Raw genomic sequence first — 26,713 nt, forward strand, 5'->3', positions numbered from 1 at the left:
GTGGAGAAGGGAAGGCTGGCGCAGTTATTTCACTGCGCCCGCTGTCATGCCCATGATCAGGTAGCGCTCGAGCGCGATGCCGATGACGGCGAGCGGTGTGATGGCGGCGGTGGCAAGCGCTGCCATCGACCACCAGTTGATGCCTTGCGAGCCGGTTTGGCTCGCCACCATGACAGGAATGGTCTTGGCGTCGGTCGAGGTCAGGAGCGCGGCGAAGAAATACTCGTTCCAGCACAGCACCATTGCCAGGATGAAGGCGGCGACCATGCCCGGCAGCGCGATCGGCATGACGATGCGGAAGAACGCGCCCCAGATCGACAGGCCGTCGACAAGGGCTGCTTCCTCAAGCTCGACGGGAATGGAATTGAACTGGTCGCGCATGATCCAGATGACGATCGGCAGCACCATCAGCGTATAGAGCAGGATCAGCCCGACGCGCGTGTCGAGCATGCCGACTTCCCGGTAAAGCACGAGAAAGGGCAGCGCCAACACGACCGGCGGCAGGATCAGCTGCGACAGGAAGAAGAACGAGATGTCCTCGTTCTTGAACCAGGCGAAATGGTAGCGATAGCGGGTAAGTCCGTAGGCGGCGAGGCTGCCGATGATGATGGCGAGGCTCGATGCGCCGACCGAGGTGATCACCGAATTCATGAAGCGCTTGAGGAATTCCTCGCGCACCGTCGAGGTCTGGAAGATCGAGTCCGGTGAAAGGCCGAGCGAGCGCCAGCCTTTCCAATCCGGCTGGAAATCGACGAACGGGATCAAATGACCTTGAGTGACGTCGACCGCGGTCTTGAACGAGGTGGTTATCGTCCAATAGATCGGGAACAGGCAGATGAACGCCCAGAAGGCGAGCGCGCCGTAGATGAAGACGCGACTGGCGACGAAGCTCGCCGGCGAGCGGATCTCCGAGGCGACATATTCGGTGGTCTGGACGCTCATCTTGTTTCAATTCACCCGATCTTGCTTCAATTGACATTGCGCACGAAGCGGTTGGCAAATTTCAACAGCCACGTGACGAACACAACGATGATGACCAGATAGGCCATCGCCAGCATCGTGCCGTAGCCGACATTCGAGCGGTCGCGATACTCGCGATAGATGAAGCTCGACACGGAATCTGTCGCACCGCCCGGACCGCCGGACGTCACCGTGATGATGATGTCGGCAAGCTTCAGCTTGAAGATGATGCGCAGGATCACCGCCGTCACCGACACCGGCAGCATCAGCGGGAAAGTGACCTGCCAGAAGGTCTGCCAGGCGTTGGCGCCGTCGACCCGCGCGGCTTCGAGCACCTCGCGCGACATCGCCTGCAGCCCGGCCAGCAGCATGATCATCATGAACGGAATGAACGTCCAGGCGTCCAGCACCATGATCGCGATGCGCGCGGTGATCGGATCGGAGAAGAAGGCGGGATTTTCCCAGCCAAGATGGCGCGCCAGCGTCGCGGCCGGTCCGAAGCGGTACTCCATCAGCGATTTGCCGATCATCCACGACACCGCGACGGGTGACAGCATCAAGGGCAAGAGGAAGACAACGCGGAAGAATTTTCGCGCCCGGATCTGCGCGTTGAGCAACAACGCCAGGCCAAAGGCAATGATATATTCGACCGACACCGCCAGCACATAGAGCGCCATGTTGAACAGCGCGTTGCGGTAGTAGGGATCGCCCAGCATCTGCCAGAAATTGGCGAGCCCGTTGAACGTGCGGCCGCTGAAGGAACTGAGGTTCCAGTCGGTGAGCGCGATGTAGAAACCGAACAGGGTCGGGAAGATCACCATGGCGATGGTGAACAGCAGCGCCGGCAGCAGGAACAGGGCACGCTGGCCGTCCTCGCCGCGGGTCAGCACCTGGCCGGCGCCAATCGCCAGGCCCCACAGAACATAGGCATAGACGACGGGCCGCCAGGTCTCGAAGCCGATGGTGTCGGCTTCGGTCTTGTACAGGATCTCCAGCGCGATTACCGCCAGCAAGCCAAGCGTCGCAACGGCCATCAGCCCCCAGCCGAGCCGTTTGCGGCGAGGGGAAATCAGATCGGAAGGGACGGCATCCGCCGGCCACGGGTTTACGGTCGAAGTCTGGTCAGCCACAAATTTCGCCCGTTTGAAGGCTCATCGAGGAGCCGGAGCTGTCTGGTGTGGTCCGGCGCCGCCGGACCACGGTTTCACATAGCCTACATGCCGAGCGAGGCCTTGTAGAGCTTGATCTGGTTGTCGCGGCCGATCTGGTCGGTCAGCTTCTCCCAGGCCGCCGCAATGGCATCGGCGCCTTCCTGTGCCTTCATCTTGCCGGCGAAGGTGTTGGCCAAAATATCCTCGGCGGCGCTGTAGTATTGGAAGATGCCGGGGATGCGTGGCTCGATCGCCGCGTTCGGATGGTTGTAGCTGTCGGATTCCGACTTGAGGTACGAGGTGATGAACGCCTCATCGTAGCCGGCCGCCACCCACTCCGGAATATCGAAATGGCTGTTGCGGTAAGGCTGGAAGCCCGACGGATACGCCGCGCACCACAGTGACAGGTCCTTGCCGCCGAGATGGGCGGCGGCGGACCAGGCTGCCTTCTTCTTCTTCTCGTCGCTGTCGACGCGGGCCATGACATAGACGCCCCAGCCGAGATAGGCGCAGTTTGGCGCATAGTTCGGGCCGCTGGCGAGCTTGTCCCACTTGCCGGTCTTGGAATTATAGACATCGTCCGAGCCCGGCAGGATCGAGAAGCCTGTGACGTCGCCGACGACCGAGGAGTCGTTAGTCTTCGCATTCGAGCCAGCGTCTCCCCACCAAGCCAGCATCGAACCAGTGCCGCCCAGGAATTGGGAGAAACAGGTCTGGTTCGGGTCGGCATTGATTTGATCCTGCGGTTCGAAGGGCAGCGCGTCGATCACGTCCTGGATCGCCCGCACCCAAGCCGGGTTGTTGACGCGCGGCTTCATCGTATCGGCGTCGAACAGCCACGCCTTGTCATCAGGGTGCTTAGCATAAGCACTGGCACGGCTGCCGAGGAAGTAGAAGCCGAATCCACCCCATGCCTTGGGCGCGTCGAGGTAGCCGTAGACGTCCTGGCCCTTCATCTGCTTGCCCTTGAGGAACTTGGTCACGGCCTGCACCTGCTGCCAGGTCTTCGGCACGCCCCATTCCGTCAGGCCTGCCTTGTCGCCGCTATCGGCTTTCCAGGCTGCTGCCAGATCAGAGTCGGAGAACACGTCGGTGCGGTAGTTGAAGTTGTGCGCGTCTCCGTCGACGGTCACGCGATACTGCTTGCCGTTCCAGGTGCCGACCGGCGGCTTCAGATAGGCCACCAGATCGTCCATATCGATCTGCTTCCTTACCCAGTCGGGCATCTCGGAAGTGAGGCCCTTGCCGCAGACATCGCCTTCGAAAGGAGCGCCCATCTCGACGATATCAAAGTCGATTGTGTTCGTGGCGATAGCCTGCTGCAGGCGCGGATTGTAGTCCGCCTGTGCAAGGTCGATCCAGTTGATCTTGGCGCCGGTATAGGCCTCCCACGGCTTCAGGAAGCCGCGGAAAAGCACATTGTGCAGGTTCTGGTTGTTGAGGCCCATGAAGGAGAGCTCGACGCCGGCGAATTCGCCTTCCTTAACGTTGGCCTTGGTGGCTTCGAGGCAAAGCTCGCCGACCTTCTGGAAGTCGGCATCGGTCGGCTGACCTTTGCCGACGCCAGGGATCTGCAGGATCTTGGTGCGCAGCTCGCTGGCAGCCGAAGCCGGCCGCGTCAGTGCGCCGAGGCCGGCGCCGGATGCCGCGGCGATCGCGGCCATGCTGGCCGCCCCCTTCAGCACGTCGCGGCGGGTGGCCCCGGCGCGGACAAGTTGGTTATAAAGGCTGATTTTCATCTCGTTCCTCCCAGAAGGTCAATTGTGAATTGGTTCAGATGGTGGAGCGCCGATTATGTTCCCCAACGACAGCGACTCCCGTAAATAGCGGCCCGAATTCTCCCTCCCGCGACGCTTGGCATTCAGTGCCGGACAAGCGTACCGGTGCGCCCGGAACAGGGTCATAAGCCGGGCAGTTGTCACTATTCGCACAACGAAGTGCGGTGTCAACGTGAATGGGTTTTTTATCTATAAGAGACTGACTTGCCCTCGCCGTTTGCGTTGTTTAGCTTCACGGCAAATGAAGGGGGAATGATGGCTCAAGTCGCGATCCGCAATGTGGCCAAGGCGTTCGGAACCGTCAAGGTTCTGCACGATGTCAGCGTCGACATCGCCGACGGGCAGTTCGTGGTGCTGGTCGGGCCTTCCGGCTGCGGCAAGTCCACGCTGCTGAGGATGGTGGCCGGGCTGGAAACGGTCTCCGGCGGCACCATTGCCATCGGCGAGCGCGTCGTCAACCATCTGCCGCCGGCCAAGCGCGACATCGCCATGGTGTTCCAGAACTACGCGCTCTATCCGCACAAGACGGTCGAGCAGAACATGGCCTTTGCTCTCAAGCTGCGCAAAACCGACCCGGCGGTGGTCACTGAGCGCGTCAAGCGCGCGGCCGACATCCTCGACCTCAACCCCTACCTCAAGCGCTATCCGCGCCAGCTTTCCGGCGGCCAGCGCCAGCGCGTCGCCATGGGCCGCGCCATCGTGCGCAACCCGCAGGTGTTCCTGTTCGACGAGCCGCTCTCCAATCTCGATGCCAAGCTGCGTGTCCAGATGCGCACCGAGATCAAGGAACTGCACCAGCGGCTGAAGACCACCACCATCTACGTCACCCACGACCAGATCGAAGCCATGACCATGGCCGACAAGATCGTGGTGATGCGCGACGGTCGCATCGAACAGGTCGGCGCGCCGCTGGAATTGTTCGACCGGCCGGCCAACCTGTTTGTCGCCGGCTTCATCGGCTCGCCCTCGATGAACCTGCTCAAGGGCGTCGTGCGCAAGGGCGACAAGCCCGTCGTCGAGATCGCCGGGACGCCGTTCCCGATTGCGGCGAACAGTGCCGTGGAAGATGGCCGCAATGTCGTCTACGGCGTGCGGCCGGAGCATCTCGAAATCCATCCCGATGGTGTTCCGGCGAAGATTTCGGTGGTCGAGCCGACCGGTTCCGAGACTTTGGTGTTCCTGCGCTTCGGCGAGGGCGAGATGGTGGCGCTGTTCCGTGAACGCCACGACTTCAAGCCGGGCGACACACTGCACCTGAAACCGCGGCTCGACCAGGTGCATCTCTTCGACGCAGAGACCGGCAAGCGTCTCTGATTTCGCCCCAGCAAACTTCGCGAGGAATACCATGCTCAAAGGAATCAATCCCCTGCTCAATGCCGATGTGCTGCAGGCGCTGCGGGCGATGGGCCACGGCGACGATCTGATTATCGCCGACACCAATTTCCCGTCCGATTCGGTGGCGCGCCAGACTGTGCTTGGGCGGCTGCTGCGCATCGATGCATCGGCGGCCGACGTGGTCAAGGCGGTGCTTTCGCTCTATCCGCTGGACACCTTCGTCGACGACGCGGCCGCGCGCATGGAGATCGTCGGCAAGCCGGGCGAAATCCCTGTCGTGCAGCAGGAAGTGCAAAATGAGATCGATGCCGCCGAGGGCAAGGCCTGGCCGATGATCTCGGTCGAGCGCTACGCCTTCTACGAACGCGCCAAGAAGGCCTATTGCGTCATCCAGACCGGCGAGCGCCGCTTCTATGGCTGTTTTGCCTTCCGCAAGGGCGTCGTGCCACCGGATGCGGAGTAGCGGCATGCCGGGAAGACCGATCGTCATGAAGCCTATTGTCATATTGGGCGTCTTCGTCGCCGACACCGCCTACCGCGCCGCCCGCCAGCCGCGCATGGGCGAGACGATCCTGGGCACGTCCTTTACGCTCGGCCCGGGCGGCAAGGGCTCGAACCAGGCAGTGGCGGCCGGCCGGCTCGGCGCCGACGTCACCTTTCTGACCCGCCTCGGCGTCGATCCTTTCGCTGACATGGCGAGGCAGACTTGGGCGCAGGCCGGCGTAAAGAGCGCCGTCATCGACACGCCGGAAAGCTACACCGGTGCCGCCTATATCTTCATCGAGGAGACGAGCGGCAACAACGCCATCATCGTCAGCCCCGGTGCGGCGATGCTGATCTCGCCCGTCGATATCGAGGCAAATGCCGGCCTGATCCGCGCGGCCGGCGTCTTCGTCACCCAACTCGAACAGCCGATCGAGGCGGCGCTGCGGGCGCTGGAGATCGCGCGCGGGGCAGGGGTGACCACCATCCTCAACCCGGCGCCGGCGGCCAAGCTTCCGGACCGTAGCTACACGCTTTGCGACTATGTAACGCCGAACGAGACTGAGGCCGAGGAACTGACCGGCATCAAGGTGTCCTCCATCGACGATGCCCGCCGTGCCGCCGACAGTCTGCTGGAGAAAGGCGTTGGCGCGGTCATCGTGACGCTCGGCGAAAAGGGTGCGCTGCTGCATGCGGCCGATCGTTCCGAGCATGTCGCGGCGGTCGCCGCCGGCCCGGTCATCGAGACCACCGGCGCGGGCGACGCCTTCAATGGCGGCCTGGCTGCGGCGCTGTCGAGGGGGATGGAACCTTTGCGGGCGGTGCGCTTTGCCTGCGCCGTCGCCGGCATCTCGGTGACGCGTCCAGGCACCGCCCCGTCCATGCCGACGCTGCCGGAAGTCGAGGCGCTGCTGGCGAGGGGGTGAGCCCGTCGCTGCGGGATGAGACTGTGGCGGGAGCGAATGGGTTAGACTCGGCGCCTGTCCGAGAGATTATCGTCTTCAGGCTGGACCACAACAGGCTGGCAGGTCGATGGATGACGATCGATGCCATTCGAAGCAATGAACCTGGACTGGGTCACGAAAGAAGATGGTTTTGACAAATCAACGTCGACATTTCTCCGACATCAAGGGGACGTGACCCCAAGGAGAAATGGCGCGAGTGACGGGGCTCGAACCCGCGACCTCCGGCGTGACAGGCCGGCACTCTAACCAACTGAGCTACACCCGCGCATGGACGAGCACGTGTCAGCCGTGTTCGTCGTTGGGGCGGTGGATAAGGGGTAAGCCACCGGGTGTCAAGCGGACCCGAACAGCATAACAGCAAACAGCAGAAGGTTTTTTGACAAGCAGAACTTTGTTGCCGAAACCGGCTCCCGGCCAAGCCGCTGGCCGCTCATTTGGCCTTGCGAAGCCGGTCCTAACTGCTTAAAGGTCCGGCCCGGAGCGGGCGATTAGCTCAGTTGGTAGAGCGCTTCGTTTACACCGAAGATGTCGGCGGTTCGAGCCCGTCATCGCCCACCATTTTCCGCCACGTGTTTCAACCAGGCATGTTCGTGCCACGTCAGGCTCATACGCCTGCACTGCAGGCGACTCGTCCAACTGGCGATTGGTAGACGCAACCATCTGGTATCCTTTATCATTTCGCCAATCTGCATGCACCGGGCTACACTCCATCGCCCCAAAGCTGACCCGCCCGGCGCAATCTCTGATCGCCCGGCCGCATCGAAAAGACGCGGCAGGCTTCTTTCGTTGCCCGGATAAGAGTCAATTCCGGGCGTTGACCCTTCGCGATAATGTCGGCATGGCTTGGAGGTCGGAACGTGAAAGAATTCCCTCGCGAACCCGATAACATCTCAGTAGCACGTGCTCGTCAGACCACTGAACACGGAACCGCGCTGATTGAGGAACTTCGCTACACGATCGCCCTATCGCGCCGGCTGATCGAGGCGTCACATTCACTGCTGAAGAGGTCGCAGAGCCAAGGCAGGCGTGTCGAGGGTGATGGTATCGAGATTGGCTAACACGCACGTGGTTTGTCGACGCTAAGGTCCCCCGTAGTGCACATGGACCCTCGATACTGAGTTGTCCGCAGGCAAGCACCAGCCTCAACACAACCAATGGTTTCGTTGTCGTTACCGTATCTCCGCTCGCAAATGCTTCACGGTTCGGGTGACGCGGATGAGTCTACTAGGACTTTAGTCTGATTCAAACGGTCTTTCTGTTGGGACTTAAGTCTGGTCTGATGCCTCGCTATGCGGCAAACGATTGCCGAAAGTTAAAACTTACAGTAATTTAAGGGAGCACAAAAGAAAGCTAAATCTTACTTGCATATGGGCATGGGCGGAAGCGAAAATATTCCTGGGTGGCTTACGAGTCATCTTCCGAATGATCCTGTGATCGCAGGAGATCTCGCGGATAAGATATCGAAGGAGGCTGAAAAAAACCGGCTTCCAGGCGAACGGGTTGTGACAACCCGTAACGAAGAAGAAATCTTCAAGAAAGAAAAAGTTGAACCTTATCCCGACGCCACGGTTGCGGGAGTCTTTGCCAGCGGTTCATTCCTTGCGCTGTTGGTGTTAGCCATTTATCTGCTTTATGTGCTCTCGATTGTGGCCGGGGGAACGGTTACGGATGTTCCCCTTCCGCTCCCGCTGGACTAGTAGACGCTCCGCTAACACTCGAATTAGCCCGCACCGTGTTGATGCTGCGGACTTTTTTGGTGGTGGAACACGTGGTCCCGACGAAGGTTTCGTTCCCGCGGCAAAGGTGTTCACGCGGGGCAGCTGGCTGCTGCAGAACGGCAGCATCGTAGTTCTATAAGCCTCCCGGTAACCTGAGCGATTGCTTGCCGCAGCTCAGCCTGCAATCGCCGGAGCATGAGCAAGCCGTTTCGCCACATAAACACAACGCTTCGGCACCTGCACCACCTCAAATCCGATCGCCTTGTAGAACCTTACCGCATCATCGTTCTCCGGCATGACTTCGAGGTGGATGCCGGTCGAGCCTCTCGCGGCAAGGCGCTGCTCGAGGAAGGCCATTGCGCGCCTGCCGATGCCTTTCCCGCGCGCTTGCGGCAACAGGTCGATGTGGCCGTGCGACGGGTAGGCCGCCAGTGCAGGCGGGACAGCGAAAGCGGGATGATGGATCCTGTGCCGCGCCCAATCGCTGCCGCGCCAGTGTGAGCTGTCGGATCCCGGGTCGGCGACACGTCGCTGCAGGTCGGGATACCAGTCTGATGCCAGGCTGGCATTGAAAGCGGCTGTTTCGACTGCACCAAGCAGATAGCCGGCCGCACCTGCGGGACTATCGACAATGAAAGCCAGCTCGGGTTCGAGGACCTGATAGGGAATGGTGTAGAGGAGGCCGAGCAGGTCCGGGTCGTCCTCGCGGCCGCTGGCGTCCTTGCCGGCATCGCCGGTCTTGAGACAGATCATCGCAAGCGCTGCATGATCGGCGGCGGTCGCCCGGCGCAGGAAGAAACCGCCGCCGAAATCGAGGATCATGGCGGCAGCAGCCGGAAATCCTTGCCCTCGGGCAAAAGCTGCCCGCCGTCGACGATGATGGTCGTGCCGGTGATGTAGCTGGCGTCATCCGAGGCCAGGAACAGGAAGGCGTTGGCCACGTCGCGCGGGCTGCCGAGGCGGCCGAGCGGGATGGCGTCTTCCATGTTCTTGATGAAGGCCGCACCGCGATGCTGCTCTATGCCTTCGGTGAGGATGTTGCCGGGCTCGACGCCGTTGACTGTAATGCCGTAGCCCGAAAATTCGAGCGCAGCCGAACGGATCAGCCCGTTGATGCCGGCCTTGGTCGCAGAATAATGGCCGTGGCCGGGGCTGGTGACATGCGGGCCGGTGATCGAGGAGGTGAACAGCATGCGGCCAAAGTGCTGCGCCTTCATCGGCACCAGTGCGGCGCGCGCGGCGATGAAGCTGCCGCGCAAGTTCACTGCCATGACCCGGTCCCAGTCGTCGGGACTGGTGTTTTCCAGCAATTGCCAGGGATAGATGCCGGCATTCTGCACCATGATGTCGAGCCGGCCGTGACGGTCGAGGGCCAGCGCCACGGCGGCTTCCGCATCGGCCATCTGCGAAATGTCGGTGCGAATGAAGTGGGCGCCGACCTCATCTGCCGTTGCTTGTCCGGCTTCGGTCTCGGTATCGGCCAGCACCACCTTTGCGTCTTCCTCGGCAAAGCGCTGCGCGATCGCCTTTCCAATGCCGCGGGCGGCGCCGATGACCAGCGCCACCTTGCCAAAAAGTCTCCCGGTTTGCGGTAGGCTGCTCATGCGAGCCTCTGGCGGATTGTTTGCTTGAACGCGTCGAGCAGCACGGCGGCGAGCACCAGCAGGCCGTGGATCACCTGGGTGAAGTTGGCCGGCAGGCCCATCAGATTGATCGCCGTGTTGATGGCGGAGAGCAGCAGCACGCCGGCATAGACGCCGGGTAAGGTGCCGACGCCGCCTTTCAGGCTGACGCCGCCGATGACGACCGCGGCGAAGGCATTGAACAACAGGCCGACGCCGAGATTGGCGGTTGCGCCGGAGGTGCGGATCGCCAGCAGCCAGCCGGCAAGGCCGGCGATGGCGCCGGCGAGAACGAAGGCTATGACAAGGTTGCGGTTGACGCGGATGCCGGCGCGAAAGGTCGCCGTCTCGTTGCCGCCGATCATGACCAGGTGCCTGCCGAAGGGCGTCTTGGCCATGATCAGCGAGAACACCACGAAACACGCAATGGCGATCCAGGCAGTCAGCGGCAGGCCGCCCAGGCGCTGGATGCCGAACCAGCGGATCGCCGGCGCAAGGTCCTGCGCCGAGCGGCCGCCGGAGATGACCAGCACCAGGCCGCGCACCCAGATGTAGGAGGCCAGTGTGATGATGAAGGCGCTCATCTTCACCCTGACCACCAGATAGCCGTTGAAGGCGCCGATGAGGCCGCCGACGGCAAGCGCGATGAGCAGCGAAACCGGAACCATCAGCCATTGCGGCTGCAACTGGATGCCAAGGCCGATGCCCGACGAGCAGAACAGGATGCCGACCGCCATGGCGCTGAGCGCCGCCACCGATTCGACCGACAGGTCCATATGGCCGGCGATGATGACCAGCGCCAAGCCGATCGACATCACGCCGAGCACGCTCGACGCCTCGATGATGTTGGCGAAGATGCCGAGCTGAAAATAGTTCGGGATGAGGATGGAAAAGACCACCAGCACGAAGACCAGCATGAACCAGACGAGATTGTCGAGGATGAACTCGAGGGTTTGGCGCGTGCGGGGGTTCATCTGCGGATCCGGTTGGCGCATGGCCCCGAAAAAACCACTCGGTCTTCGGACTATCAGGCGCGGTTGAAAATTGCTGCAACGTTCCCGTGCGCGTCCGTTTGAACGCGCCGGGGCTGCAGGGCTGGGCTCCGGGCCGGCATGGCCCGGAGCTTCCGGCGAGTTCGCTATTCGACCGGCTTTATGGTTTCGGTCGGCGGCTTCATGTTGCCCCAGAAGGCCGGGTTATCGACATTTTCCTTGGTGATCGCAGCGCCGGGGATCTTGATGTTCGGCCCCCACGCTTCCTTGGTCAGGGTCGATTTCAGGCCAAGCACGTCGTATTCGCCGGGCTTGATCTCCTGCTTGTTGACCACCTTGTCCATGAACATGGCGACCGCCGCGGCCTGGGCGTAGAGCGGCTGCTCGACTTCGACATTGAGCCAGCCCTTGCGGATCAGGTCGAGGCCGACCGGAGCGCCGTTCGAGCTCATCAGCATGACGTCGCCCGGTTTCTTGCCGGCGGCCTCGAGCGAGGCGACGGCGGCGACCGAAAGATGCGCGGCATGGCTGAAGATCAGATCGATGTCGGGGTTGGCGAGCAGCTGGTCGTTCACGATGGTCCCGGCTGCATCCGCTGCCCATTGCATGGCCGGCAGCGAGATGATCTTGACGTCCGGGAACGCCTTCATTTTCTCCTCGAAACCCTTCTGGATGTCGAGCGTATAGGGATCGCCCGGATCGCCGAGCACCTGCAGGATCTTGCCCTTCACCGAGCCGTTCTTCGCGGTCAGGAGTTTTTGCGCCTGATCGGCGGCGACGTAGCCGATCTCGACGGTTCCGGCCACCGAGGTGAAGTCGGACGGGGTCGAGGTGATCTGGCGGTCGAACTCGACGACCGGGATGCCGGCGGCACGGGCCGCCTCGATCGACGGTTTCAGCGCATTGAAATCGACGGCGGCAAGGATGATGGCCGCCGGCTTCAGCGCGATGACGTCGTTCATCTGCGATTGCTGCGCGTCGGTCTTGTTGTCGGCGTTCAGCGTCTTCATCTCGTAGCCGACCTGCTTCAGGAACAATTCCAGCGCGCTCACCGAGCCGGTCTGGAACTCATCGAGCAATGTCGGCACCATGTAGTAGACGGTGCCCTTGGACTGGGCGAATGCCGGCGTGAGCGTGGCAAAGGCCAGTGCCAGGATACCGAAGACGGAAAGAAGTATTTTCTTCATGTCGTTCGCTCCTCTTGCGCCGGACCCCTCATTTGTCCCTCAGCTCGCCGGTCCGGCACCGGCGAGCGTCTCTCCGGTGATCATGTTGATCACCGCGTCGGGACTTGTTTTGTTGCGTGCGACATCGCCAGCCACGACGCCTTGCCGGATCACCACGATCCGGTCGGCGACCTGGAAGGCCTGCTGCATGATATGGGTGATGATGACGACGCCGATGCCCTGGCTCGCCACCTGGCGGATCATGTCGAGGCCGCGCCGCGTTTGCTCGACACCGAGCGCCGCGAACGGCTCGTCGAGAAGCACTAGCTTGCCGCCAAAATGCACGAACCGGTTAAGCTCGATGGCCTGCCGCTGGCCGCCGGAAAGATGCTCGACATTGGTGCGAAGCGAGGGAATGCGGGTGCCGGCGCTGGCCAGCGCCTTTTGCACCACCTGCTCCATGGCGCGCTCGTCGAGCACCGGAATGCCGAGAACCTTCCTGGTGATCTCGCGGCCCATGAAGAAATTGGCGACCACGTCGACATTGGTGCAAAGCGACAGGTCCTGGTAGACCGTCTCGATCCCCGCAGCCTTGGCCTCGGCGGGAGATTTGGCGAGGAATTCCTTGCCCTCGAACAGCATGCGGCCGGAGGTCGGCTCCAGGCCGCCGGCAATGATCTTGACCAGCGTCGATTTGCCGGCGCCGTTGTCACCCAGAAGCGCCACCACTTCGCCCTTGCCGATCGAAAAGCTGATGCCTTTCAGCGCTTCGATGGCGCCGTAATTCTTGGCTACGCTATCGAGCACCAGCAGCGGTTCGCTCATGCTGCGATCCCCTTGTTATGCAGGAGATCTCGCCCGCGTTCGCGTTCGGCGGTGAAGATCTGGCCGAAGCGTGGCGACAGCACTCCTGAGACGGCAAGCGCGGCGGCGCCGCGCAAGACCGCATGCTGGCCGCCGCGCGCGACGCTGACGCGGGGCGTCGTGCGGTCGCTTCGCGCCGAGACCGAATTGGGCAGGTGCGCAGCCGCGCCGGCAAGCCTTTCGAGCAGGTCGGTGGACGCCAGCCCGCCGAGGATGATGGTTTCGGGATCGAACAGGTTTTCGATGATGGTGACGGCGTTGCGGAAGATCGGCGCGATCTCGCTCACCCAGTCGGCGTCGGCGATGTTGCGGCGCCGCAGCGCCTCGAGCGAGAGATACCGTTCGAGGCAGCCGCGATTGCCGCACGGACAGGGCTCGCCGCCCGGCACCGCGGGAATGTGGCCGATTTCACCGGCGTTTCCCCAGGCGCCGCGCAATGCGGCCCCGTCATGCACCATGACGCCGCCGAGCCCAACGCCGAAATAGAGGTAGTAATATTCGGAATATGCCGTGCCGAGGCCGTAGAGGCGCTCGCCGATAGCAGCCGCCGCCATGTCGGTTTCGAAAAAGGCCGGCAGCCCGGTCGAGGCGGCCAGTCGTTCGCGCAGCGCCACATCTTTCCAGCCGGTCATGGTGGTCGGCCCGACAAAGCTCATGGACTCCACGCCGAATGGTCCGGGCAGCGCCATGCCGATGCCAAGAACGCGACCACCGGGCCGCAATGCGGTCAATTCGAGCACCATAGCGCCGATCAGCTCGAAAGCGTGGTCGGGCGTTGCATTTGGGGCTTCGCGGTAGGTGCTCTCGATGACATCGCCGCTCAGGTTGATCAGGGCGGCATTGATGCCCAGCGGGGTGACATGGATGCCGACCGCATAGCCGCCTTCCGGATTGATGCGCAGCGTTGCCGGCGGCAGGCCGCGGCCCTTGGGCTCTTCGCGCAGCGACAGCACGTAACCGTGTTCTTCCAACTCGCGAACGATGGTCGACACCGTCTGCACCGTGAGCCCGACCCGCCTGGCAATGTCGCCACGGGCGATCGGGCCATGAAGGCGGATCGATTCGAGCACGATGCGCCGGTTATACGGCCGCCCGAACTCCTGATTGGTTCCCCGCAGTGCCATGCCTTGCGCCCTCGAGAGAAGCCAGACTGGCACCGAAGATTTATTCAGTCAAATGGAATTCAAAAATAAATTACAGCCCGCGCACAGCGAACCTGGCGGATGGCCGCTCGACGGCATGATCAATAGCGGATGGCACGTCGCTCCAGCAGAACCACGATAGAGAACATCGCGATCGACAAGGACGACGACAGCACGATCGCCGCATAGAGCCGGTCCGACTGATAGTTGAAGGTCGCCTGGATGATGAGCGCGCCGAGGCCCTTATCCGACCCGATCCACTCGCCGACAATGGCGCCGATCACGGCCGTGGCCGAAGCAATTCTCAGCGAGGAGAACAGCATCGGCAATGCTCTCGGCAGGCGCAGGCTCCAGAAGATCTCCCAGCGCGTAGCCGATAGCACCCGGAACAGTTCGTGCTCGTTGTCGCTGGCCGAGTCCAGCCCGCGGATCATGTTGACCAGCGTCGGGAAGAAGCAGATCACCGCAGCGATCACGATCTTCGGCGTCATGCCGAGCCCGAAGATCAGGATGATGATCGGCGACAGCGCCAGGATGGGAATGGTGTTGAAGAACAGCACGATCGGAAAATAGGCGGCCTGCAGGATGCGGTTGTGCACGAACAGCACCGCCAGCAGCACACCGGCAAGATTGCCGATGACAAATCCCGCCAGCGCCTCGATCAGCGTCGGCCAGAGATTGCTGAGCAGCAAAGCAAGACTCTTCCGGAACACGCCTGATATGGCCGCTGGCGTCGGTACGATATAGGCCGGCACGCCGAGCCATGGCAGCAGGAACTGCCAGGCGAGCAGGATCGAAGCCGCGCCAAAAACGGGCAGGGCGACGGCCAGCGCCGATGGCAAGGGCGCCTGCCTCATGAGGCCTGTTCCAGCGCGCCGCGCAGTTCGGCCATCGCGGCAACGATCGCCGGATCCTCGCGCGAACAGCGGTTGCCCGCCTGCTTGAACGGCAGCATGTCCAGGTCCCTGGCCAGGCGGCCCGGATTGGCGGCGAGAACGATGACCCGTTCTCCGAGATAGGCGGCTTCGGCGATCGAATGAGTAACGAAAAGAATGGTCGTGCCGGTGCGCCGCCACAACGACAAAAGCTCGTCGTTGAGGCGGTCGCGGGTGATCTCGTCCAGCGCGCCGAAAGGCTCGTCCATCAAAAGCAGCCTGGGTTGCCCGAGCAGCGCCCGGGCGATCGCCACGCGCTGGCGCTGGCCGCCGGACAATTGGTGCGGCAGACGCTCACCGAACCCGGCTAGCCCCATCAGATCAAGCAGCTCGTCGGTTCGGTCGTCGATTGTCCGGGTCAGGCGTCCCTGTCCGATATCGAGCGGCAGGCGGACGTTGTCGCGCACGGTGCGCCAGGGCAGCAGGGTCGAGTCCTGGAAGACGAAACCGACGTCGCGCCGCGAACGGACCGCATGCGGTGTGTCGCCAAGCACGCTGATCGAGCCGCCGAGCGGATCGAGCAGGTCCGCGACTACCCGGAGCAGGGTCGACTTGCCGCATCCCGAAGGCCCAAGGATCGACAGGAAGGAGCCGACCTCGACCGACAGGTCGAGACCGGAGAGCACTTTCACCATCGGCTGCCGGCCGCCATAGCCGACATCCAGCCTGCGGGCTTCGATCGCGTTCGCCATCAAGCGGCGGGCGCGTCGAGCTTGGGTCGGTCGGCGGCCGACAATTCGAGTATCTTGGTGGTGTAGACATCGGCTGCCGCGGGCCGGCCGTTCGGGTATTGGCCGACCTTGTCCAGCAGTGCCAGCTGCTCCTCGATCGAGGCGGGATCGAAGGTTCCCCATCCGTCCTTGGCGGTTGCACCGTCGAAGGAAAGTTTCAGCACCAGATTGATCGTCTTCTGCTCCCAGCCGAGGTCCATTTCCGGATAGGCCTCGACCATCTTCTTGACTGCTTCCTGCGGATTGGCGTGCACCCAGCCCCAGCCCTTGGCGACGGCGCCGATGAATTTCGCCAGCGTTTCCGCATCCTGTTCGATCGCCGTGTCGGTAGCGAAATAGACGTCGGCATAGGAGTTCAGCCCGAGATCGCGCACCAGAAGATCGATCCTGTCGTCGCCGACGACGCTCAGTGCCTGGGTGTTGGTGATCCATCCGCCAATCGCGTCGACGTCGCCGCGCATCAGCGGTGCCTTGTCGAAGCCGACATTGACGACGGTGACCTCGGACGGATCAATGCCGTTCTTGGCCAGGATCTCATCGATGACGAAGCGCGCCGTCGGCTGGATGCCGATCTTCTTTCCCTTGAGATCGGCCACGCCGCGGATCGGCTTGGCAGGCTTCGAGGTGAAGGCATAGGGACCGGTGCGGAAACCGCAGGCGATGATCTTCACCGGCACGCCGCTGGCACGCGCCGCGTAGAGCTGCGGTGTTTCGGAAAACTGGCCGAGTTGTGCGGCGCCCGAAATCACCGGCGGCACCGTCGCCGCATTGGGGCCGCCGGGGCTGAATTCCACCTCGAGGCCCACGTCCTTGAAATAGCCGTTGGCGACGGCGGCGATGTCGCCGATCTGTCCGTTGGACATCAACCAATCATACTGGATGACGACCTTTCCGGCAGCCCTGGCGCCGGGCGTCAGCACGAGCTGCATTCCGGCCGAAGCTGCCGCGACGGCGGCGAAGCCGGCTTTCACGAAGCTGCGGCGGTTCATGTCGTAGTCTCTGTTCCCACTCATTTTTCGCTCCTGTTGCAAGACGTTCTCGTCTCTTCATTGCGCGCCGTTCCCGTGGCGCGGCGTCGTCTACGGCTGTTCGTCGTGGTAGTCGCCGGGGCCGCCGTCGAGCCAGGCGTATAGTTCCCAAAGCGTGTCGTCGGGATCGGTGAAATAGGCGCAGCGCGCATTCCAGACATAATCCTCCGGCGGGCCGTAGAAGGGCACGCCCTTGGCTGCCAGTTCGCCATGGAGCCGGTCGATCTCGCCGGGCGCGTCTAGCCTGACCGCCACGCAGACCTTGTGCGCCTGGCGCGGCGACCTCAATTTCGAGACGCCGGTGTGCCGGTTGATGTGGTCGATCTCCCACGCCGCCAGTGTGACGCCCTCGCCATGGAAGTCGGCAAAGCCCTCGGCGCGACGCCGCAGGCGAAAGCCGAGTTTCTCGACGTAAAATTCAACCGTCCGCTCGATGTTTTCGACGAGCAGGCAGACGTCTGAAATCGCATATGCGCCTCCGACCGGCATGGCTATCTCCCTGTGCTGTGCGCGGCGCGCGATGCCGGCAGCTTGACGCCGACGCGGTCGGCGGCGCCGATGATGTGGGCGCGCATCGCCGCCTCGGCGGCCGTGGGATCGCCCGCGACCAGCGCCTCGTAGATGCGCACATGCTCCCCGACATTGACTTCGACCAGGTCGTGCAGCGGATTGGTGAGACGCGCGTAGTGGATCGAGCGGCGGATCTGCTCGCAAACGAAAGAGATAAAGGTGTGGATGTAATTGTTGCCGGTTGCCCGCGCGATTTCGCGATGGAACAAAAGATCGGCGTCGATGCTACCCTCTTGCCAGCGCTCCTCGCCGCTCATCCGGTCGAGCGCCGCCTTGATCGCATCGAGGTGCTCCTGCCCACGCCGCTCGGCGGCGAGCGCGGCTGACTCGGCTTCCAGTATGCAACGCAGCTCAAACAGCCGCTCCATATTCCCGGTCGCTTTCAGCGCCTCGCCATCGATGCGGATCGACGCGCGCTGCTCCGGCGCCAGCACGAAGGCGCCGACGCCTTGCCGGGCTTCGATCATGCCATCGGCCCTGAGTTGAGCGATCGCCTCGCGCACCACGTTGCGGCTGACGCCGAATTTTTCCGAGAGCTGCTGCTCGGTTGGCAGCCGCGTGCCCGGATTGAGCTCGCCGGATTCGATCTCGCGGCTGAGGAATGCGGCGACGCGATGCGGCAGCGCCTCCACCGTGCCGATAGCGGCCAGTCTTTGCTTCATGGAAAGGTCTCCGTCGGTGGCAGCAGGCAGCCGGGATTCATCGATCCCTGAGGGTCGATCGTCGTTTTGAGGGCCGTGATGAGCCGGCGATGGGCAGGCGCCAGGCCGGCCCAGAAAGTGCGATGGCGGGTGCGGCCGATACCGTGCTCGGCACTGATCGAGCCGCCAAGCGCGCCGACGATCTGGTAGAGTCCGGCGGTGATCTCCGCGCCTTGGGCACGAGCTTCACCCTCGGCGAGCCCAGGTGGTGGCAGGACGTTGAAATGGATGTTGCCGTCGCCGGCATGGCCATAGGCCTGCGGCAGCCAACCGGGATGTTCCAGCGCCACGAATTGGCGGGCCTGATCGATGAGGGCAGGGATGTCCGATATCCTGACCGCAAGGTCGGTGCGCACATGGTAGCCGCGCTTTGCCTGGCCCTCGACCAAGCCCTCCCGGATGGCCCAGAACGCCCTGGCCTGCGCGATGCTTTCAGCAAGCACGGCCTCAGCAACCAGACCGCTCTCAATGGCGCCGGCCACGAAATCGACCAGCATGGAGCGCAGATCGACCGCAGCACTTGCGGAGAGTTCCATCACCACGTGGACGGGAGCTTCGACCGGCGAAACGACGTCTGCGTCGATCAAGCGCGCGAGGTCGATGCACTCCGAACCAATGATCTCGAAGGCAGAAATCAGATCGGATGAGGCCCGGCGAGCCTGCCTGAACAGGGTGATGGCCGCTTCGAACGAGGCGAGACCGAGATAGGCGGTCTCGACCCGGCTCGGTTTCGGAAACAGCTTGAGCTCGACGCCGGTGATGATGCCGAGCGTTCCTTCGCTGCCGATGAAGAGCTGCTTCAGGTCGTAGCCGCGATTGTCCTTGCGCAGGCCGGAAAAGCCGCTCCACAACTCGCCATCGGGCAGGACGACTTCGAGGCCGAGGATGAGATCGCGCGCCATGCCATAGCGCAGCACGTTGGTGCCGCCGGCATTGCTGGCCGCATTGCCGCCAATCTGGCAGCTTCCCTGTGCGCCGAGCGCCAGCGGAAACAGGCAATCCTGTGCCTCTGCCGCGTCCTTGATGCGCTGCAGGATGCAGCCGGCGTCGGCCTGCAGGATGAAATTGTCAGCGTCGACGAGACGGATGCCGTTCAACCGCTCCAGACTGACGACCACCGCGCCACGGCTGTAGATGTCGATCGCGCCCGCCACCAGCCCTGTGTTCCCGCCCTGCGGGATGATTCCGAGCCCAAGCGTACCGCAGAGCCGCACCACGGCCTGGACTTCGCTGACGGAAGCAGGCTTCAGCACCGCAAGGGCTCCGCCGCGATGATCCCCGGACCAGTCCAAGAGGTATTTCGCCATGCCGGCAGCGTCGGCAGCCACGCCGCTTTGTCCGACGGCGCCCTCCAGGGCATTCAGAATTTCAGGCGGGATACCATGAACGGTCATTACAAGCCTGTTGGGCCAAGGCATAGGCTTATACATATCATCCTACAACTATGCCGGAGTCAACGCTGTGGGCACAAGCCTCAAGGGCTGGAGCCGAATGTTTGCTGGGGAGAATGGAGCGAAGGGCGATCGCCCGAGGATACTTATGCGAGGCGCCTTGGTCTGGCTGCGCAGGCCCGATGCCGCTCAATTGCTGGGTCGTCTGAGGTGCAGCCCGGCTCCTAGAGGTACTGCGCGACCTTCTTGCCGACGGTCAGAAACCGTAGCGGGTCTATGGCCTCGCCGTTGTGGCGGACCTCGTAGTGCAGGTGCGGGCCGGTCGAGCGGCCGCTGTTGCCGGTCTTGCCGATGATGTCTCCGGCATCGAGCTTCTGGCCGACGGCGACGTCGATTTCGCTGAGATGCCCGTAACGCGTTACAAAACCGTTGCCGTGGTCGACCTCGATCATGCGGCCGTAGCCGCCGTTCCAGCCGGCCTTGACGACCACGCCGGCTGCCGTGACCTTGGCCGGCATACCGACCGGCGCCCTGAAATCCATGCCGGAATGCAAGGCGGCCGTGCCGAGGATGGGGTCGGTGCGCACGCCGAACGGGCTGGTGACGCTATGGCCGGGGGCGGGGTTGGCGAGCGGCAGCCGGCGCGCTTCCTTTTTAAGATGATCCAGCGCGTCAAGCGCTTCGTCCAACTCCTTGACTTTGCTGTCGAAGACCAACGAGCTGTCGAGCGGTATCAGCGGGCCGCCGACGTCGCTCTTTTCGAATTCGCTATCGACGGGCAGGCCGGCGGCCTCGAGCGCCTGCGAGATCGCGTCGGCGCTCTTGTAGGCATTGTCGGCAAGTGTGGCGATGCGCGTGAGCTGCTGGCTCTCGATGGCCTTCAGCGAGTTGTTGATCGAAACGAAGAGCTTGTCTGCCCGGTCGGCCGCACTTTCGGTCGGCAGCGGATCGGCGCGGGTCGACCACAGCGAGAACGGCCTCGTGTCGTTGCTGGCAGGGGGGGCAGCAAGGCTGGCGACGGAATAGGCCATCGGCTGGATGCTGCCGATCGCGTCGGCGTGTTCGTCCGGCTTTGCCGTCGGCACGGGCGGCGTTGCGACCTCATTTTCGGCTCGTTCGAGGATCGGGCCGAGGCGGCCGTGACGCAGGCTGAGCTGGCTCTGCCGTTCCAGCAGCTCGCTGACCTTGGTTTCCATCAGTTGCTGATCGAGAAGCTGGCGGCTGGTGATACGGTCGACCTGGCTGCGCAGTGCCGAGATGCGGTCTTCGTAGGCCTGCTGCATACGCGCCTGCCGCGCCGTCGTGGCGCCGATCAGATCGTCGCGCAGCACCAGATAAGAGGTCGCCAGCAGGTAGCCAATGACGACCGCCGCCAGCGCCGAGCCGCAAAATGCAGCCAGCCACGGGCGTATGGTGAAATGCCTTATCTGGTCGCCCCGGGCGATGATGACCGTGTGGGGCTCTTTGCGTCTGCCGAAGACCGCTGACTGACTGGCTACGTTCACGGGACCAAGCTTTCGTTACGACACCAACGACGAGCCTGATTACACATTATTAGGGTTAACAAAGTTTTGTCTTCGCGCAAAACGGGTATCGAATTGCAGCGGCCTGCCGCAGCTCTCAAATTGCGCGAACCGCCTCCAGCACGTCTTCGGCGTGCCCCTTGACGCGGACGTTGCGCCAGATCCTGGCGATGCGTCCGTCCCGGCCAATCAGGAACGTCGCCCGCTCGACGCCCATATAGGTGCGGCCGTAGAGCTTCTTTTCCACCCACAAATGGTAAGCCTCGATCACCTTGCGCTCTTCGTCGGCGACAAGGTCGATGCTCAGATCGTATTTCGCCTTGAATTTGTCGTGTTTCTTGACGCTGTCCGGCGACAGCCCGATGACGACGGCGCCGGCCTTTTCGAACTCCGGCTTCAACTGCGAAAAACCGATCGCCTCGTTGGTGCAGCTTGTGGTGTCGTCCTGTGGGTAGAAATAGAGTACGATGGGCTTTCCCAGCAGTGCGGCGAGATTGAGTGAACCGCCGCCGTCGCGCGGAAGATCGAATTGCGGGGCAACATCGCCCACGTCGAGGTCAGCCATACCGATGCCCTTGTTTGAGGTTACGCGCCAGGCTGCATCGATATAATGTCGAGCGGGGATTCGTCCACGATCGAATTCGTTTCAACGGAAGATTACGTGGATCAGGAGCTGCCGCAGCACGAGAAGATCAGGTTCAGGCGTGACGAGATCACCGACCTGGGAACCTTTCCGTCCGCGTGCCGCGTCCCGCCGCTCGGCCAGGCATCGATCGGTCGCGGCGTTCGTTTGATGGCGCGGCTGTTTGCCGGCCTCGTCGCCCTTGTGCTGCTGGCGGCCGCCGGCGTCTATGCGATCGGCGTGTCCGGCTTCGGCTCGGAGCGGCTTCGCGCGGAAGCCGAAACGGCAATCGAGAAATTGGCTGGCTTCGATGTCGACGTTGCCGTCGGGCCGGCACGGCTGACGCTTGACGGGTCGAGCTTCATTGCGCTGCAGGTCAGCGACGTCAGCCTCAAGACCGCCGACGGCAAACCGATGGCCGATGCGGGCCGGGTCCGCTTCGGCATCCGGCTGATCCCGCTGCTTTCGGGCGAGGTGCGGCTGACCAGCGCCCGGATTTCCGACGCGCACATCGTCATGGCGGCGATGCCGTCCGGCGGCGACTGGACGGCCGGGCTGCGCAACCAGGACGGCCTCATCGATCCGGAAAAACTTTCCGCCGCCGTCTTCGCCAACCTCAATCGCGCGCTCGATGCGGTGCGCGAGGATTCGATGCGCCAGATCGATCTGCGCAACGTCGAGCTGGCACTGGCCGAGACCGGATCGGTCAAGTCGGTCACCATCGCCGACGCCTCCGTCTCGCAGTCGGGACCGGGAAGCATGGAGTTTTCATCCGACGCGGATGTCGACGGCAGGGCGCTTACCATCGCCGCTTCCGCCACCCGCGATCCGGCGACGCGACGCATCACCACGCTGGACGCCAGCATCCAGACGGCGGATGCCGACGCTGCGGCAGCAGGTGGCAAATTGGGCGCGATCGCCTTGAAGCTGACGGGGTCGGAAGGAGCCGGCGAAAACGGCTCGCGGCTGACCGCTGGCCTGTCGCTGACCGGGTCGGTGCTCGATCTCGGTTCGCGCGGCCTGCTTCCGGCCGACATCGATCTCGATGCAACGCTCGTCGCCGGCTCGAACAAGATCCAGGTCGACAGTTTGCTGGTGAAAACCGGCCGCTCGACCTTCGATTTCGCCGGTTCGATCGGGCCGAAGCCGGCTACCGGCACAGCGGGCGAGGAGCCATCCTATCGTTACGACCTGACCAGCGACGGTTCGACCCTGGCGCCTTCGGATTCGCCGGAGCCGGCACTCGGCTTCATTGCCCGTATTGCAGGCGTCTACCAGCCGACGAGCCAAAAGCTGGTCGCCGAGCAGATCGGCGTCCGGTCCGGACCGGGCAGCGAAGTGCTGGGCACGGCTTCGGTTGCATTCGTGGCCAACCAGGCGCCGGGCATATCGGTGGCGCTCAACGTCCACGACATGCCGGTCTCGCACGTCAAGCAATTATGGCCATGGTTTTCGGCGCGCAATGCCAGGCTGTGGGTGCTTAAGAACCTGTTCGGCGGCCGCGTCGTCGATGGCAGCCTGCAATTTCAGGTCGTACCCGGACGGCTCGGCAACGGCGTGCCGCTTTCAGCCGATGAAGTGTTCGGCCGATTCCAGGTCGAAGGATCGCGCTTCGACACGGCCGGCCGCATTCCGCCGATCCGCGATGCCGTCGGCGTCGTCGGCTTCCACGGCAATGACGTCGACGTCGCGCTGTCCTCGGGCAGCGTCTATATGCCGAGCGGCCGCACCGTGGCGGCAAGCAACGGCACGCTCACCGTCAAGGCGGCGAACCATCCGCCGGTGATCGGCGCGCTCGATATCGATGTCGCCGGCGAGGCACCGGCAATCGCCGAGCTGGCATCCTACGACCCGATCAACGCCATGCGCCATGTCGGCCTGCTACCGGACGACCTGTCCGGCACGGTGACCGGCCACGTCAAGGCCGATATTCCGCTGCAGTCCGGCGTCGACTCGTCCAAACTCGATTGGCTGGTGGCGCTCGACTACAAGGACCTGTCGCTGGGCAAGCCGTTCGAGGGCCAGACGGTCAGCCATGCCGACGGCTCGATCACCGTCGCGCCCGACCGGGCGGTGATCTCGGCCAAGGCACTGCTCAACGGCATTCCGGCCGAACTCGACCTGATCGAGCCGCTCAAGGATGGCGGCCCGCCGCGCAGTCGCAAAGTGGCGCTGGTGCTCGACGACAAGACCCGCGCCACCGCCATGCCTGGCCTGTCGACGCTGCTTTCCGGAACCATCAAGGTGGCAATCGACAAGAGCGGCACCGGCAACCAGAACGTCTCGGCGGACCTGACCAATGCCAGGCTGGACATTCCCTGGGCCGGCTGGAGCAAGGGGCCCGGCATTCCCGCCAAGGTCGTCTTCGCCATGGCGAAGACCGGCGACACCACGACGCTGTCCAATTTCGAACTCGACGGCAAGAGCTTCTCCATCGACGGCAGCGCGGTGCTGGTCAACGGCGCCTTGTCCTCGGCCCGATTCAGCAAGGTCACGTTGAACAGGGGCGACGACGTCGCCGTCTCGGTGAAGCGGTCGGGCAAGGCCTATGCGGTCGAGGTCAGCGGTAGCGCGCTGGACGCACGCTCGCTGATCAAGCAATTCACGTCCGATGTCGACACCGCCACCAAGACCACCGGCGTCGATGCGATCTCGGTCAGCGCCGACGTCAGCTCCCTGACCGGCTTCCACGACGAGGTGCTGTCCAATCTGAAGCTCGACTATAGCGCCGCCGGCTCCCGGGTGAACGGGCTCAAGGTGAGCGCCACGGCAAGTTCGGGAGCCGCGATCACCGTCAGCAACACGACCGGCGGCGGCCTGCGCACGCTCAACATGAAGTCGGCCGACGCCGGCGCCATACTGCGCTTCCTCAACATCTACGAGCATATGGAAGGCGGCTCGATCACGCTGGCGCTCACTGGGGCCGGCGACGGTCCGATGAAAGGCCAGGTCGACGCCAAGGACTTCTTTATCGTCAACGAGCCGAAGCTCGCCTCAATCGTATCGACGACGCCGGCCGGCGACAGCCACAGCCTCAACGAGGCGGTCAAAGGCAATCTCGACACGTCGAGGGTGAAGTTCGAGCGCGGCTTCAGCGAGATCGACAAGGGCAGCGGCTATCTCAAGCTGCGCAACGGCGTGCTGCGCGGCTCGCGTATCGGCACCACCTTCCAGGGCACGCTGTACGACCAGAACAACAATATGGACATGACCGGCACGTTCATGCCGGCCTATGGCGTAAACCGCATTTTCGGCGAACTGCCGCTGATCGGCGCGCTGCTCGGCAACGGCCGCGACCGCGGCCTGATCGGCGTCACCTACAGACTCAGGGGTAACGCCAACAAGCCAATCCTCGACGTCAATCCGCTATCGGTAATCGCGCCCGGGATATTCCGGTCGATCTTCGAGTATCGCTGAGGCGGGTAGGTGGGCGGGTGAGGCGAAGAGGCCGCGTGAGGTGGTGTTCAGCGTAGCAGCGCCTAGAGGTAACGGCATGGATCCTAGGGTCTCCGCGACCCATTGCTTGTGCCCGTCCCGGCCCGGTTTCACCTGAATCTCAGCAGACGCTCAAACCGGCCGCACCAGAACGTGCTTCTTCTTGCCGAGCGACAGTTTTGCGACGTTTTCCGGCCCAAGATCCTGCAGCGTCACCATCCGGCGATCGTCGGCTACGGGCTGATCGTTGAGGCGCACGGCGCCGCCCTGGATATGCCGCCGTGCCTCGCCGTTGGACCCAGCCAGCCCGGCGGTGACGAACAGCGACAATATGCCGACGCCGGCTTCAAGATCGGCCCTGCCCACCTCGACGGTTGGCAGTGTTTCGGCGAGCGCGCCTTCTTCGAACGTCTTACGCGCCGTGTCGCTGGCCTCCTCCGCCGCCTCGCGGCCATGCAGCATGGCGGTGATTTCGGTGGCGAGGATCTTCTTGGCTTCGTTGATCTCCGAGCCGCCGAGCCGTCCGAGGCGTGCCATCTCGGCGAGCGGCAGGGTCGTGTAGAGCTTCAGGAAACGGCCGACATCGGCATCCTCGGTGTTGCGCCAATATTGCCAGAACTCGTAGGGGCTCAACATTTCCGCATCGAGCCAGACCGCGCCCGAGGCCGACTTGCCCATCTTGGCGCCGGAGGAGGTGGTGAGCAGCGGCGTCGTCAGCGCATAGAGCTGCGCGCCTTCCATCCGATGGCCGAGATCGATGCCGTTGACGATGTTGCCCCACTGGTCGGAGCCGCCCATCTGCAGCCGGCAGCCGAGGCGCTTGTAGAGCTCTACGAAGTCGTAGGCCTGCAGGATCATGTAGTTGAATTCGAGGAACGACAGCGACTGCTCGCGCTCCAGCCGGAGCTTGACCGAATCGAACGCCAGCATGCGGTTGACCGAAAAATGCCGGCCGACATCGCGCAGGAAATTGACGTAGTTGATGTCCATCAGCCAGTCGGCATTGTTGATCATGACGGCGTCGTTGGGGCCGCTGCCAAATTTGAGGTAGGGCGTGAAGTTGCGGCGGATGCCGGCGAGATTGTTCTCGATGTCCTGCGGCGTCAAAAGCTTGCGCGCCTCGTCCTTGAACGACGGATCGCCGATCATCGAGGTGCCGCCGCCCATCAGCGCGATCGGCCGGTGGCCGGTCTGCTGCAGCCAGTAAAGCATCATGATCTGGATCAGCGACCCGGCATGCAGGCTTCTGGCGGTGGCGTCGAAGCCGATATAGGCGCTCACCGTCTCCGTGGCGAAAAGCTGGTCGAGGCCGGCATCGTCCGAGGTCTGGTGGATGAAGCCGCGCTCGCTCATCGTGCGCAGGAAATCGGATTTGAAGGCGGACATTTTTCTTCCCGAAAGGCTTCCGGCCGAACGCGGCCCGGCTATGCATGAAGGCGGGCGTTTAGCACTCAAGCGCGATCAGCAAAAGTGGAATCCGGTTTTACGTCCGATCGCGCTTCGGATGGGTTTGCGCGATCAGCAAAGTGGAATCCGGTTTTTGCGTCCGCGCGGATAGCGTGCGGCCTGCTTGCGTCATTGTTTCGGCTGGCGTAATGAGG

General features: G+C 63.1%; 24 protein-coding genes and 2 tRNA genes. 7 read left to right on the forward strand and 19 right to left on the reverse strand.

The window, feature by feature from the left end; translation table 11 throughout:
* Positions 1-24: 24 nt before the first annotated feature.
* The 3 genes from NKH23_RS10805 to NKH23_RS10815 form a co-directional block, all read right to left on the reverse strand.
* A complete protein-coding gene (locus NKH23_RS10805; RefSeq protein ID WP_352977418.1) occupies positions 25-942 on the reverse strand; it encodes a carbohydrate ABC transporter permease in 918 nt (305 codons plus the stop codon).
* Positions 943-968: 26 nt separating this feature from the next.
* Positions 969-2,090 (reverse strand): carbohydrate ABC transporter permease, encoded by a 1,122-nt coding sequence (locus tag NKH23_RS10810; RefSeq protein WP_352977419.1) that lies wholly within the window; start codon positions 2,088-2,090, stop codon positions 969-971.
* Positions 2,091-2,173: 83 nt separating this feature from the next.
* Entirely contained in the window at positions 2,174-3,850 is a 1,677-nt protein-coding gene (locus tag NKH23_RS10815; protein ID WP_352491909.1) for an ABC transporter substrate-binding protein, read from the reverse strand.
* Positions 3,851-4,144: 294 nt separating this feature from the next.
* On the opposite strand from NKH23_RS10815, the gene NKH23_RS10820 reads away from it, so the two are divergent.
* Genes NKH23_RS10820 through rbsK form a run of 3 tightly spaced genes read left to right on the forward strand, consistent with a single transcriptional unit; the run spans position 4,145 to position 6,633 of the window.
* Complete coding sequence (locus NKH23_RS10820) at positions 4,145-5,203, forward strand: ABC transporter ATP-binding protein (RefSeq protein ID WP_352977440.1); 1,059 nt, start codon at positions 4,145-4,147, stop codon at positions 5,201-5,203.
* A 31-nt stretch (positions 5,204-5,234) separates the two neighbouring features.
* Positions 5,235-5,687, forward strand: coding sequence for an RbsD/FucU family protein (locus NKH23_RS10825; protein ID WP_352977421.1), 453 nt, complete (start codon positions 5,235-5,237; stop codon positions 5,685-5,687).
* Positions 5,688-5,691: 4 nt separating this feature from the next.
* On the forward strand, positions 5,692-6,633 hold the full coding sequence (gene rbsK / locus NKH23_RS10830; protein ID WP_352977422.1) for a ribokinase: 942 nt from the start codon (positions 5,692-5,694) through the stop codon (positions 6,631-6,633).
* A gap of 227 nt (positions 6,634-6,860) precedes the next feature.
* Here rbsK and NKH23_RS10835 read toward each other — a convergent pair.
* A tRNA-Asp gene (locus NKH23_RS10835) sits at positions 6,861-6,937 on the reverse strand.
* Between the two features lie 217 nt (positions 6,938-7,154).
* Here NKH23_RS10835 and NKH23_RS10840 point away from each other — a divergent pair.
* A tRNA-Val gene (locus NKH23_RS10840) sits at positions 7,155-7,230 on the forward strand.
* Between the two features lie 815 nt (positions 7,231-8,045).
* Positions 8,046-8,369: a hypothetical protein gene (locus NKH23_RS10845; protein WP_352714752.1), complete on the forward strand. Its 324-nt coding sequence runs from the start codon at positions 8,046-8,048 to the stop codon at positions 8,367-8,369.
* A gap of 195 nt (positions 8,370-8,564) precedes the next feature.
* On the opposite strand, the gene NKH23_RS10850 is transcribed toward NKH23_RS10845, so the two are convergent.
* The 14 genes from NKH23_RS10850 to NKH23_RS10915 form a co-directional block, all read right to left on the reverse strand.
* Positions 8,565-9,212 carry a GNAT family N-acetyltransferase gene (locus NKH23_RS10850; protein ID WP_352714750.1) on the reverse strand — a complete coding sequence of 216 codons (648 nt, stop codon included), beginning with the start codon at positions 9,210-9,212 and terminating at the stop codon, positions 8,565-8,567.
* Positions 9,209-9,994: an SDR family oxidoreductase gene (locus NKH23_RS10855; protein WP_352714748.1), complete on the reverse strand. Its 786-nt coding sequence runs from the start codon at positions 9,992-9,994 to the stop codon at positions 9,209-9,211. Before NKH23_RS10855 ends, NKH23_RS10850 begins: the two co-directional genes overlap by 4 nt.
* Entirely contained in the window at positions 9,991-10,986 is a 996-nt protein-coding gene (locus NKH23_RS10860) for an ABC transporter permease (RefSeq protein WP_031193507.1), read from the reverse strand. The genes NKH23_RS10855 and NKH23_RS10860 overlap by 4 nt, the downstream gene beginning before the upstream one ends.
* 164 nt (positions 10,987-11,150) lie before the next feature.
* Positions 11,151-12,191 carry a sugar ABC transporter substrate-binding protein gene (locus tag NKH23_RS10865; protein WP_292663104.1) on the reverse strand — a complete coding sequence of 347 codons (1,041 nt, stop codon included), beginning with the start codon at positions 12,189-12,191 and terminating at the stop codon, positions 11,151-11,153.
* Between the two features lie 39 nt (positions 12,192-12,230).
* A complete protein-coding gene (locus NKH23_RS10870) occupies positions 12,231-12,995 on the reverse strand; it encodes an ATP-binding cassette domain-containing protein (RefSeq protein WP_352714746.1) in 765 nt (254 codons plus the stop codon).
* Positions 12,992-14,158 carry an ROK family transcriptional regulator gene (locus NKH23_RS10875; RefSeq protein ID WP_352465582.1) on the reverse strand — a complete coding sequence of 389 codons (1,167 nt, stop codon included), beginning with the start codon at positions 14,156-14,158 and terminating at the stop codon, positions 12,992-12,994. The genes NKH23_RS10870 and NKH23_RS10875 overlap by 4 nt, the downstream gene beginning before the upstream one ends.
* 119 nt (positions 14,159-14,277) lie before the next feature.
* Positions 14,278-15,033, reverse strand: coding sequence for an ABC transporter permease (locus tag NKH23_RS10880; protein WP_352714744.1), 756 nt, complete (start codon positions 15,031-15,033; stop codon positions 14,278-14,280).
* On the reverse strand, positions 15,030-15,803 hold the full coding sequence (locus NKH23_RS10885; RefSeq protein WP_352714742.1) for an ABC transporter ATP-binding protein: 774 nt from the start codon (positions 15,801-15,803) through the stop codon (positions 15,030-15,032). The genes NKH23_RS10880 and NKH23_RS10885 overlap by 4 nt, the downstream gene beginning before the upstream one ends.
* Positions 15,803-16,831, reverse strand: coding sequence for an ABC transporter substrate-binding protein (locus NKH23_RS10890; RefSeq protein WP_352715220.1), 1,029 nt, complete (start codon positions 16,829-16,831; stop codon positions 15,803-15,805). The genes NKH23_RS10885 and NKH23_RS10890 overlap by 1 nt, the downstream gene beginning before the upstream one ends.
* Before the next feature lie 90 nt (positions 16,832-16,921).
* Positions 16,922-17,359 (reverse strand): VOC family protein, encoded by a 438-nt coding sequence (locus NKH23_RS10895; protein WP_023717347.1) that lies wholly within the window; start codon positions 17,357-17,359, stop codon positions 16,922-16,924.
* Between the two features lie 2 nt (positions 17,360-17,361).
* Complete coding sequence (locus tag NKH23_RS10900) at positions 17,362-18,102, reverse strand: FadR/GntR family transcriptional regulator (protein WP_352714741.1); 741 nt, start codon at positions 18,100-18,102, stop codon at positions 17,362-17,364.
* Positions 18,099-19,535 carry an FAD-binding oxidoreductase gene (locus NKH23_RS10905; RefSeq protein ID WP_352714740.1) on the reverse strand — a complete coding sequence of 479 codons (1,437 nt, stop codon included), beginning with the start codon at positions 19,533-19,535 and terminating at the stop codon, positions 18,099-18,101. Before NKH23_RS10905 ends, NKH23_RS10900 begins: the two co-directional genes overlap by 4 nt.
* Before the next feature lie 221 nt (positions 19,536-19,756).
* Positions 19,757-21,037 carry a M23 family metallopeptidase gene (locus tag NKH23_RS10910; protein ID WP_352714739.1) on the reverse strand — a complete coding sequence of 427 codons (1,281 nt, stop codon included), beginning with the start codon at positions 21,035-21,037 and terminating at the stop codon, positions 19,757-19,759.
* 115 nt (positions 21,038-21,152) lie between these two features.
* Entirely contained in the window at positions 21,153-21,620 is a 468-nt protein-coding gene (locus tag NKH23_RS10915; RefSeq protein ID WP_352977424.1) for a peroxiredoxin, read from the reverse strand.
* Between the two features lie 96 nt (positions 21,621-21,716).
* On the opposite strand from NKH23_RS10915, the gene NKH23_RS10920 reads away from it, so the two are divergent.
* Positions 21,717-25,094, forward strand: a complete 3,378-nt coding sequence (locus NKH23_RS10920) for a hypothetical protein (protein ID WP_352977425.1) — start codon at positions 21,717-21,719, stop codon at positions 25,092-25,094.
* A gap of 150 nt (positions 25,095-25,244) precedes the next feature.
* Here the strand turns inward: NKH23_RS10920 and tyrS are convergent, their stop codons facing one another.
* The gene (tyrS, locus tag NKH23_RS10925; RefSeq protein WP_353034649.1) at positions 25,245-26,498 is read right to left on the reverse strand and encodes a tyrosine--tRNA ligase; all 1,254 of its coding nucleotides are present in this window, start codon (positions 26,496-26,498) and stop codon (positions 25,245-25,247) included.
* Here tyrS and NKH23_RS10930 point away from each other — a divergent pair.
* Entirely contained in the window at positions 26,485-26,670 is a 186-nt protein-coding gene (locus NKH23_RS10930; RefSeq protein ID WP_352977427.1) for a hypothetical protein, read from the forward strand. The two genes, tyrS and NKH23_RS10930, sit on opposite strands and share 14 nt — an antisense overlap.
* The last annotated feature ends 43 nt before the right edge of the window (positions 26,671-26,713 follow it).

It is taken from the genome of Mesorhizobium sp. M1328 (genome assembly GCF_040318075.1).
Classification (GTDB): Bacteria; Pseudomonadota; Alphaproteobacteria; order Rhizobiales; family Rhizobiaceae; genus Mesorhizobium.

Excerpts from the sequence above, each read along its gene's own strand:
- NKH23_RS10915 (WP_352977424.1), bottom strand. The coding sequence starts at position 21,620 with ATGGCTGACCTCGACGTGGGCGATGTTGCCCCGCAATTCGATCTTCCG.
- NKH23_RS10895 (WP_023717347.1), bottom strand. The coding sequence starts at position 17,359 with ATGCCGGTCGGAGGCGCATATGCGATTTCAGACGTCTGCCTGCTCGTC.
- NKH23_RS10880 (WP_352714744.1), bottom strand. The coding sequence starts at position 15,033 with ATGAGGCAGGCGCCCTTGCCATCGGCGCTGGCCGTCGCCCTGCCCGTT.
- NKH23_RS10825 (WP_352977421.1), top strand. The coding sequence starts at position 5,235 with ATGCTCAAAGGAATCAATCCCCTGCTCAATGCCGATGTGCTGCAGGCG.
- NKH23_RS10845 (WP_352714752.1), top strand. The coding sequence starts at position 8,046 with ATGGGCGGAAGCGAAAATATTCCTGGGTGGCTTACGAGTCATCTTCCG.
- NKH23_RS10890 (WP_352715220.1), bottom strand. The coding sequence starts at position 16,831 with ATGAACCGCCGCAGCTTCGTGAAAGCCGGCTTCGCCGCCGTCGCGGCA.
- NKH23_RS10850 (WP_352714750.1), bottom strand. The coding sequence starts at position 9,212 with ATGATCCTCGATTTCGGCGGCGGTTTCTTCCTGCGCCGGGCGACCGCC.
- NKH23_RS10885 (WP_352714742.1), bottom strand. The coding sequence starts at position 15,803 with ATGGCGAACGCGATCGAAGCCCGCAGGCTGGATGTCGGCTATGGCGGC.
- NKH23_RS10815 (WP_352491909.1), bottom strand. The coding sequence starts at position 3,850 with ATGAAAATCAGCCTTTATAACCAACTTGTCCGCGCCGGGGCCACCCGC.
- rbsK (WP_352977422.1), top strand. The coding sequence starts at position 5,692 with ATGCCGGGAAGACCGATCGTCATGAAGCCTATTGTCATATTGGGCGTC.
- NKH23_RS10875 (WP_352465582.1), bottom strand. The coding sequence starts at position 14,158 with ATGGCACTGCGGGGAACCAATCAGGAGTTCGGGCGGCCGTATAACCGG.
- NKH23_RS10855 (WP_352714748.1), bottom strand. The coding sequence starts at position 9,994 with ATGAGCAGCCTACCGCAAACCGGGAGACTTTTTGGCAAGGTGGCGCTG.
- NKH23_RS10820 (WP_352977440.1), top strand. The coding sequence starts at position 4,145 with ATGGCTCAAGTCGCGATCCGCAATGTGGCCAAGGCGTTCGGAACCGTC.
- NKH23_RS10905 (WP_352714740.1), bottom strand. The coding sequence starts at position 19,535 with ATGACCGTTCATGGTATCCCGCCTGAAATTCTGAATGCCCTGGAGGGC.
- NKH23_RS10865 (WP_292663104.1), bottom strand. The coding sequence starts at position 12,191 with ATGAAGAAAATACTTCTTTCCGTCTTCGGTATCCTGGCACTGGCCTTT.
- NKH23_RS10805 (WP_352977418.1), bottom strand. The coding sequence starts at position 942 with ATGAGCGTCCAGACCACCGAATATGTCGCCTCGGAGATCCGCTCGCCG.
- NKH23_RS10900 (WP_352714741.1), bottom strand. The coding sequence starts at position 18,102 with ATGAAGCAAAGACTGGCCGCTATCGGCACGGTGGAGGCGCTGCCGCAT.
- NKH23_RS10870 (WP_352714746.1), bottom strand. The coding sequence starts at position 12,995 with ATGAGCGAACCGCTGCTGGTGCTCGATAGCGTAGCCAAGAATTACGGC.
- NKH23_RS10860 (WP_031193507.1), bottom strand. The coding sequence starts at position 10,986 with ATGAACCCCCGCACGCGCCAAACCCTCGAGTTCATCCTCGACAATCTC.
- tyrS (WP_353034649.1), bottom strand. The coding sequence starts at position 26,498 with ATGTCCGCCTTCAAATCCGATTTCCTGCGCACGATGAGCGAGCGCGGC.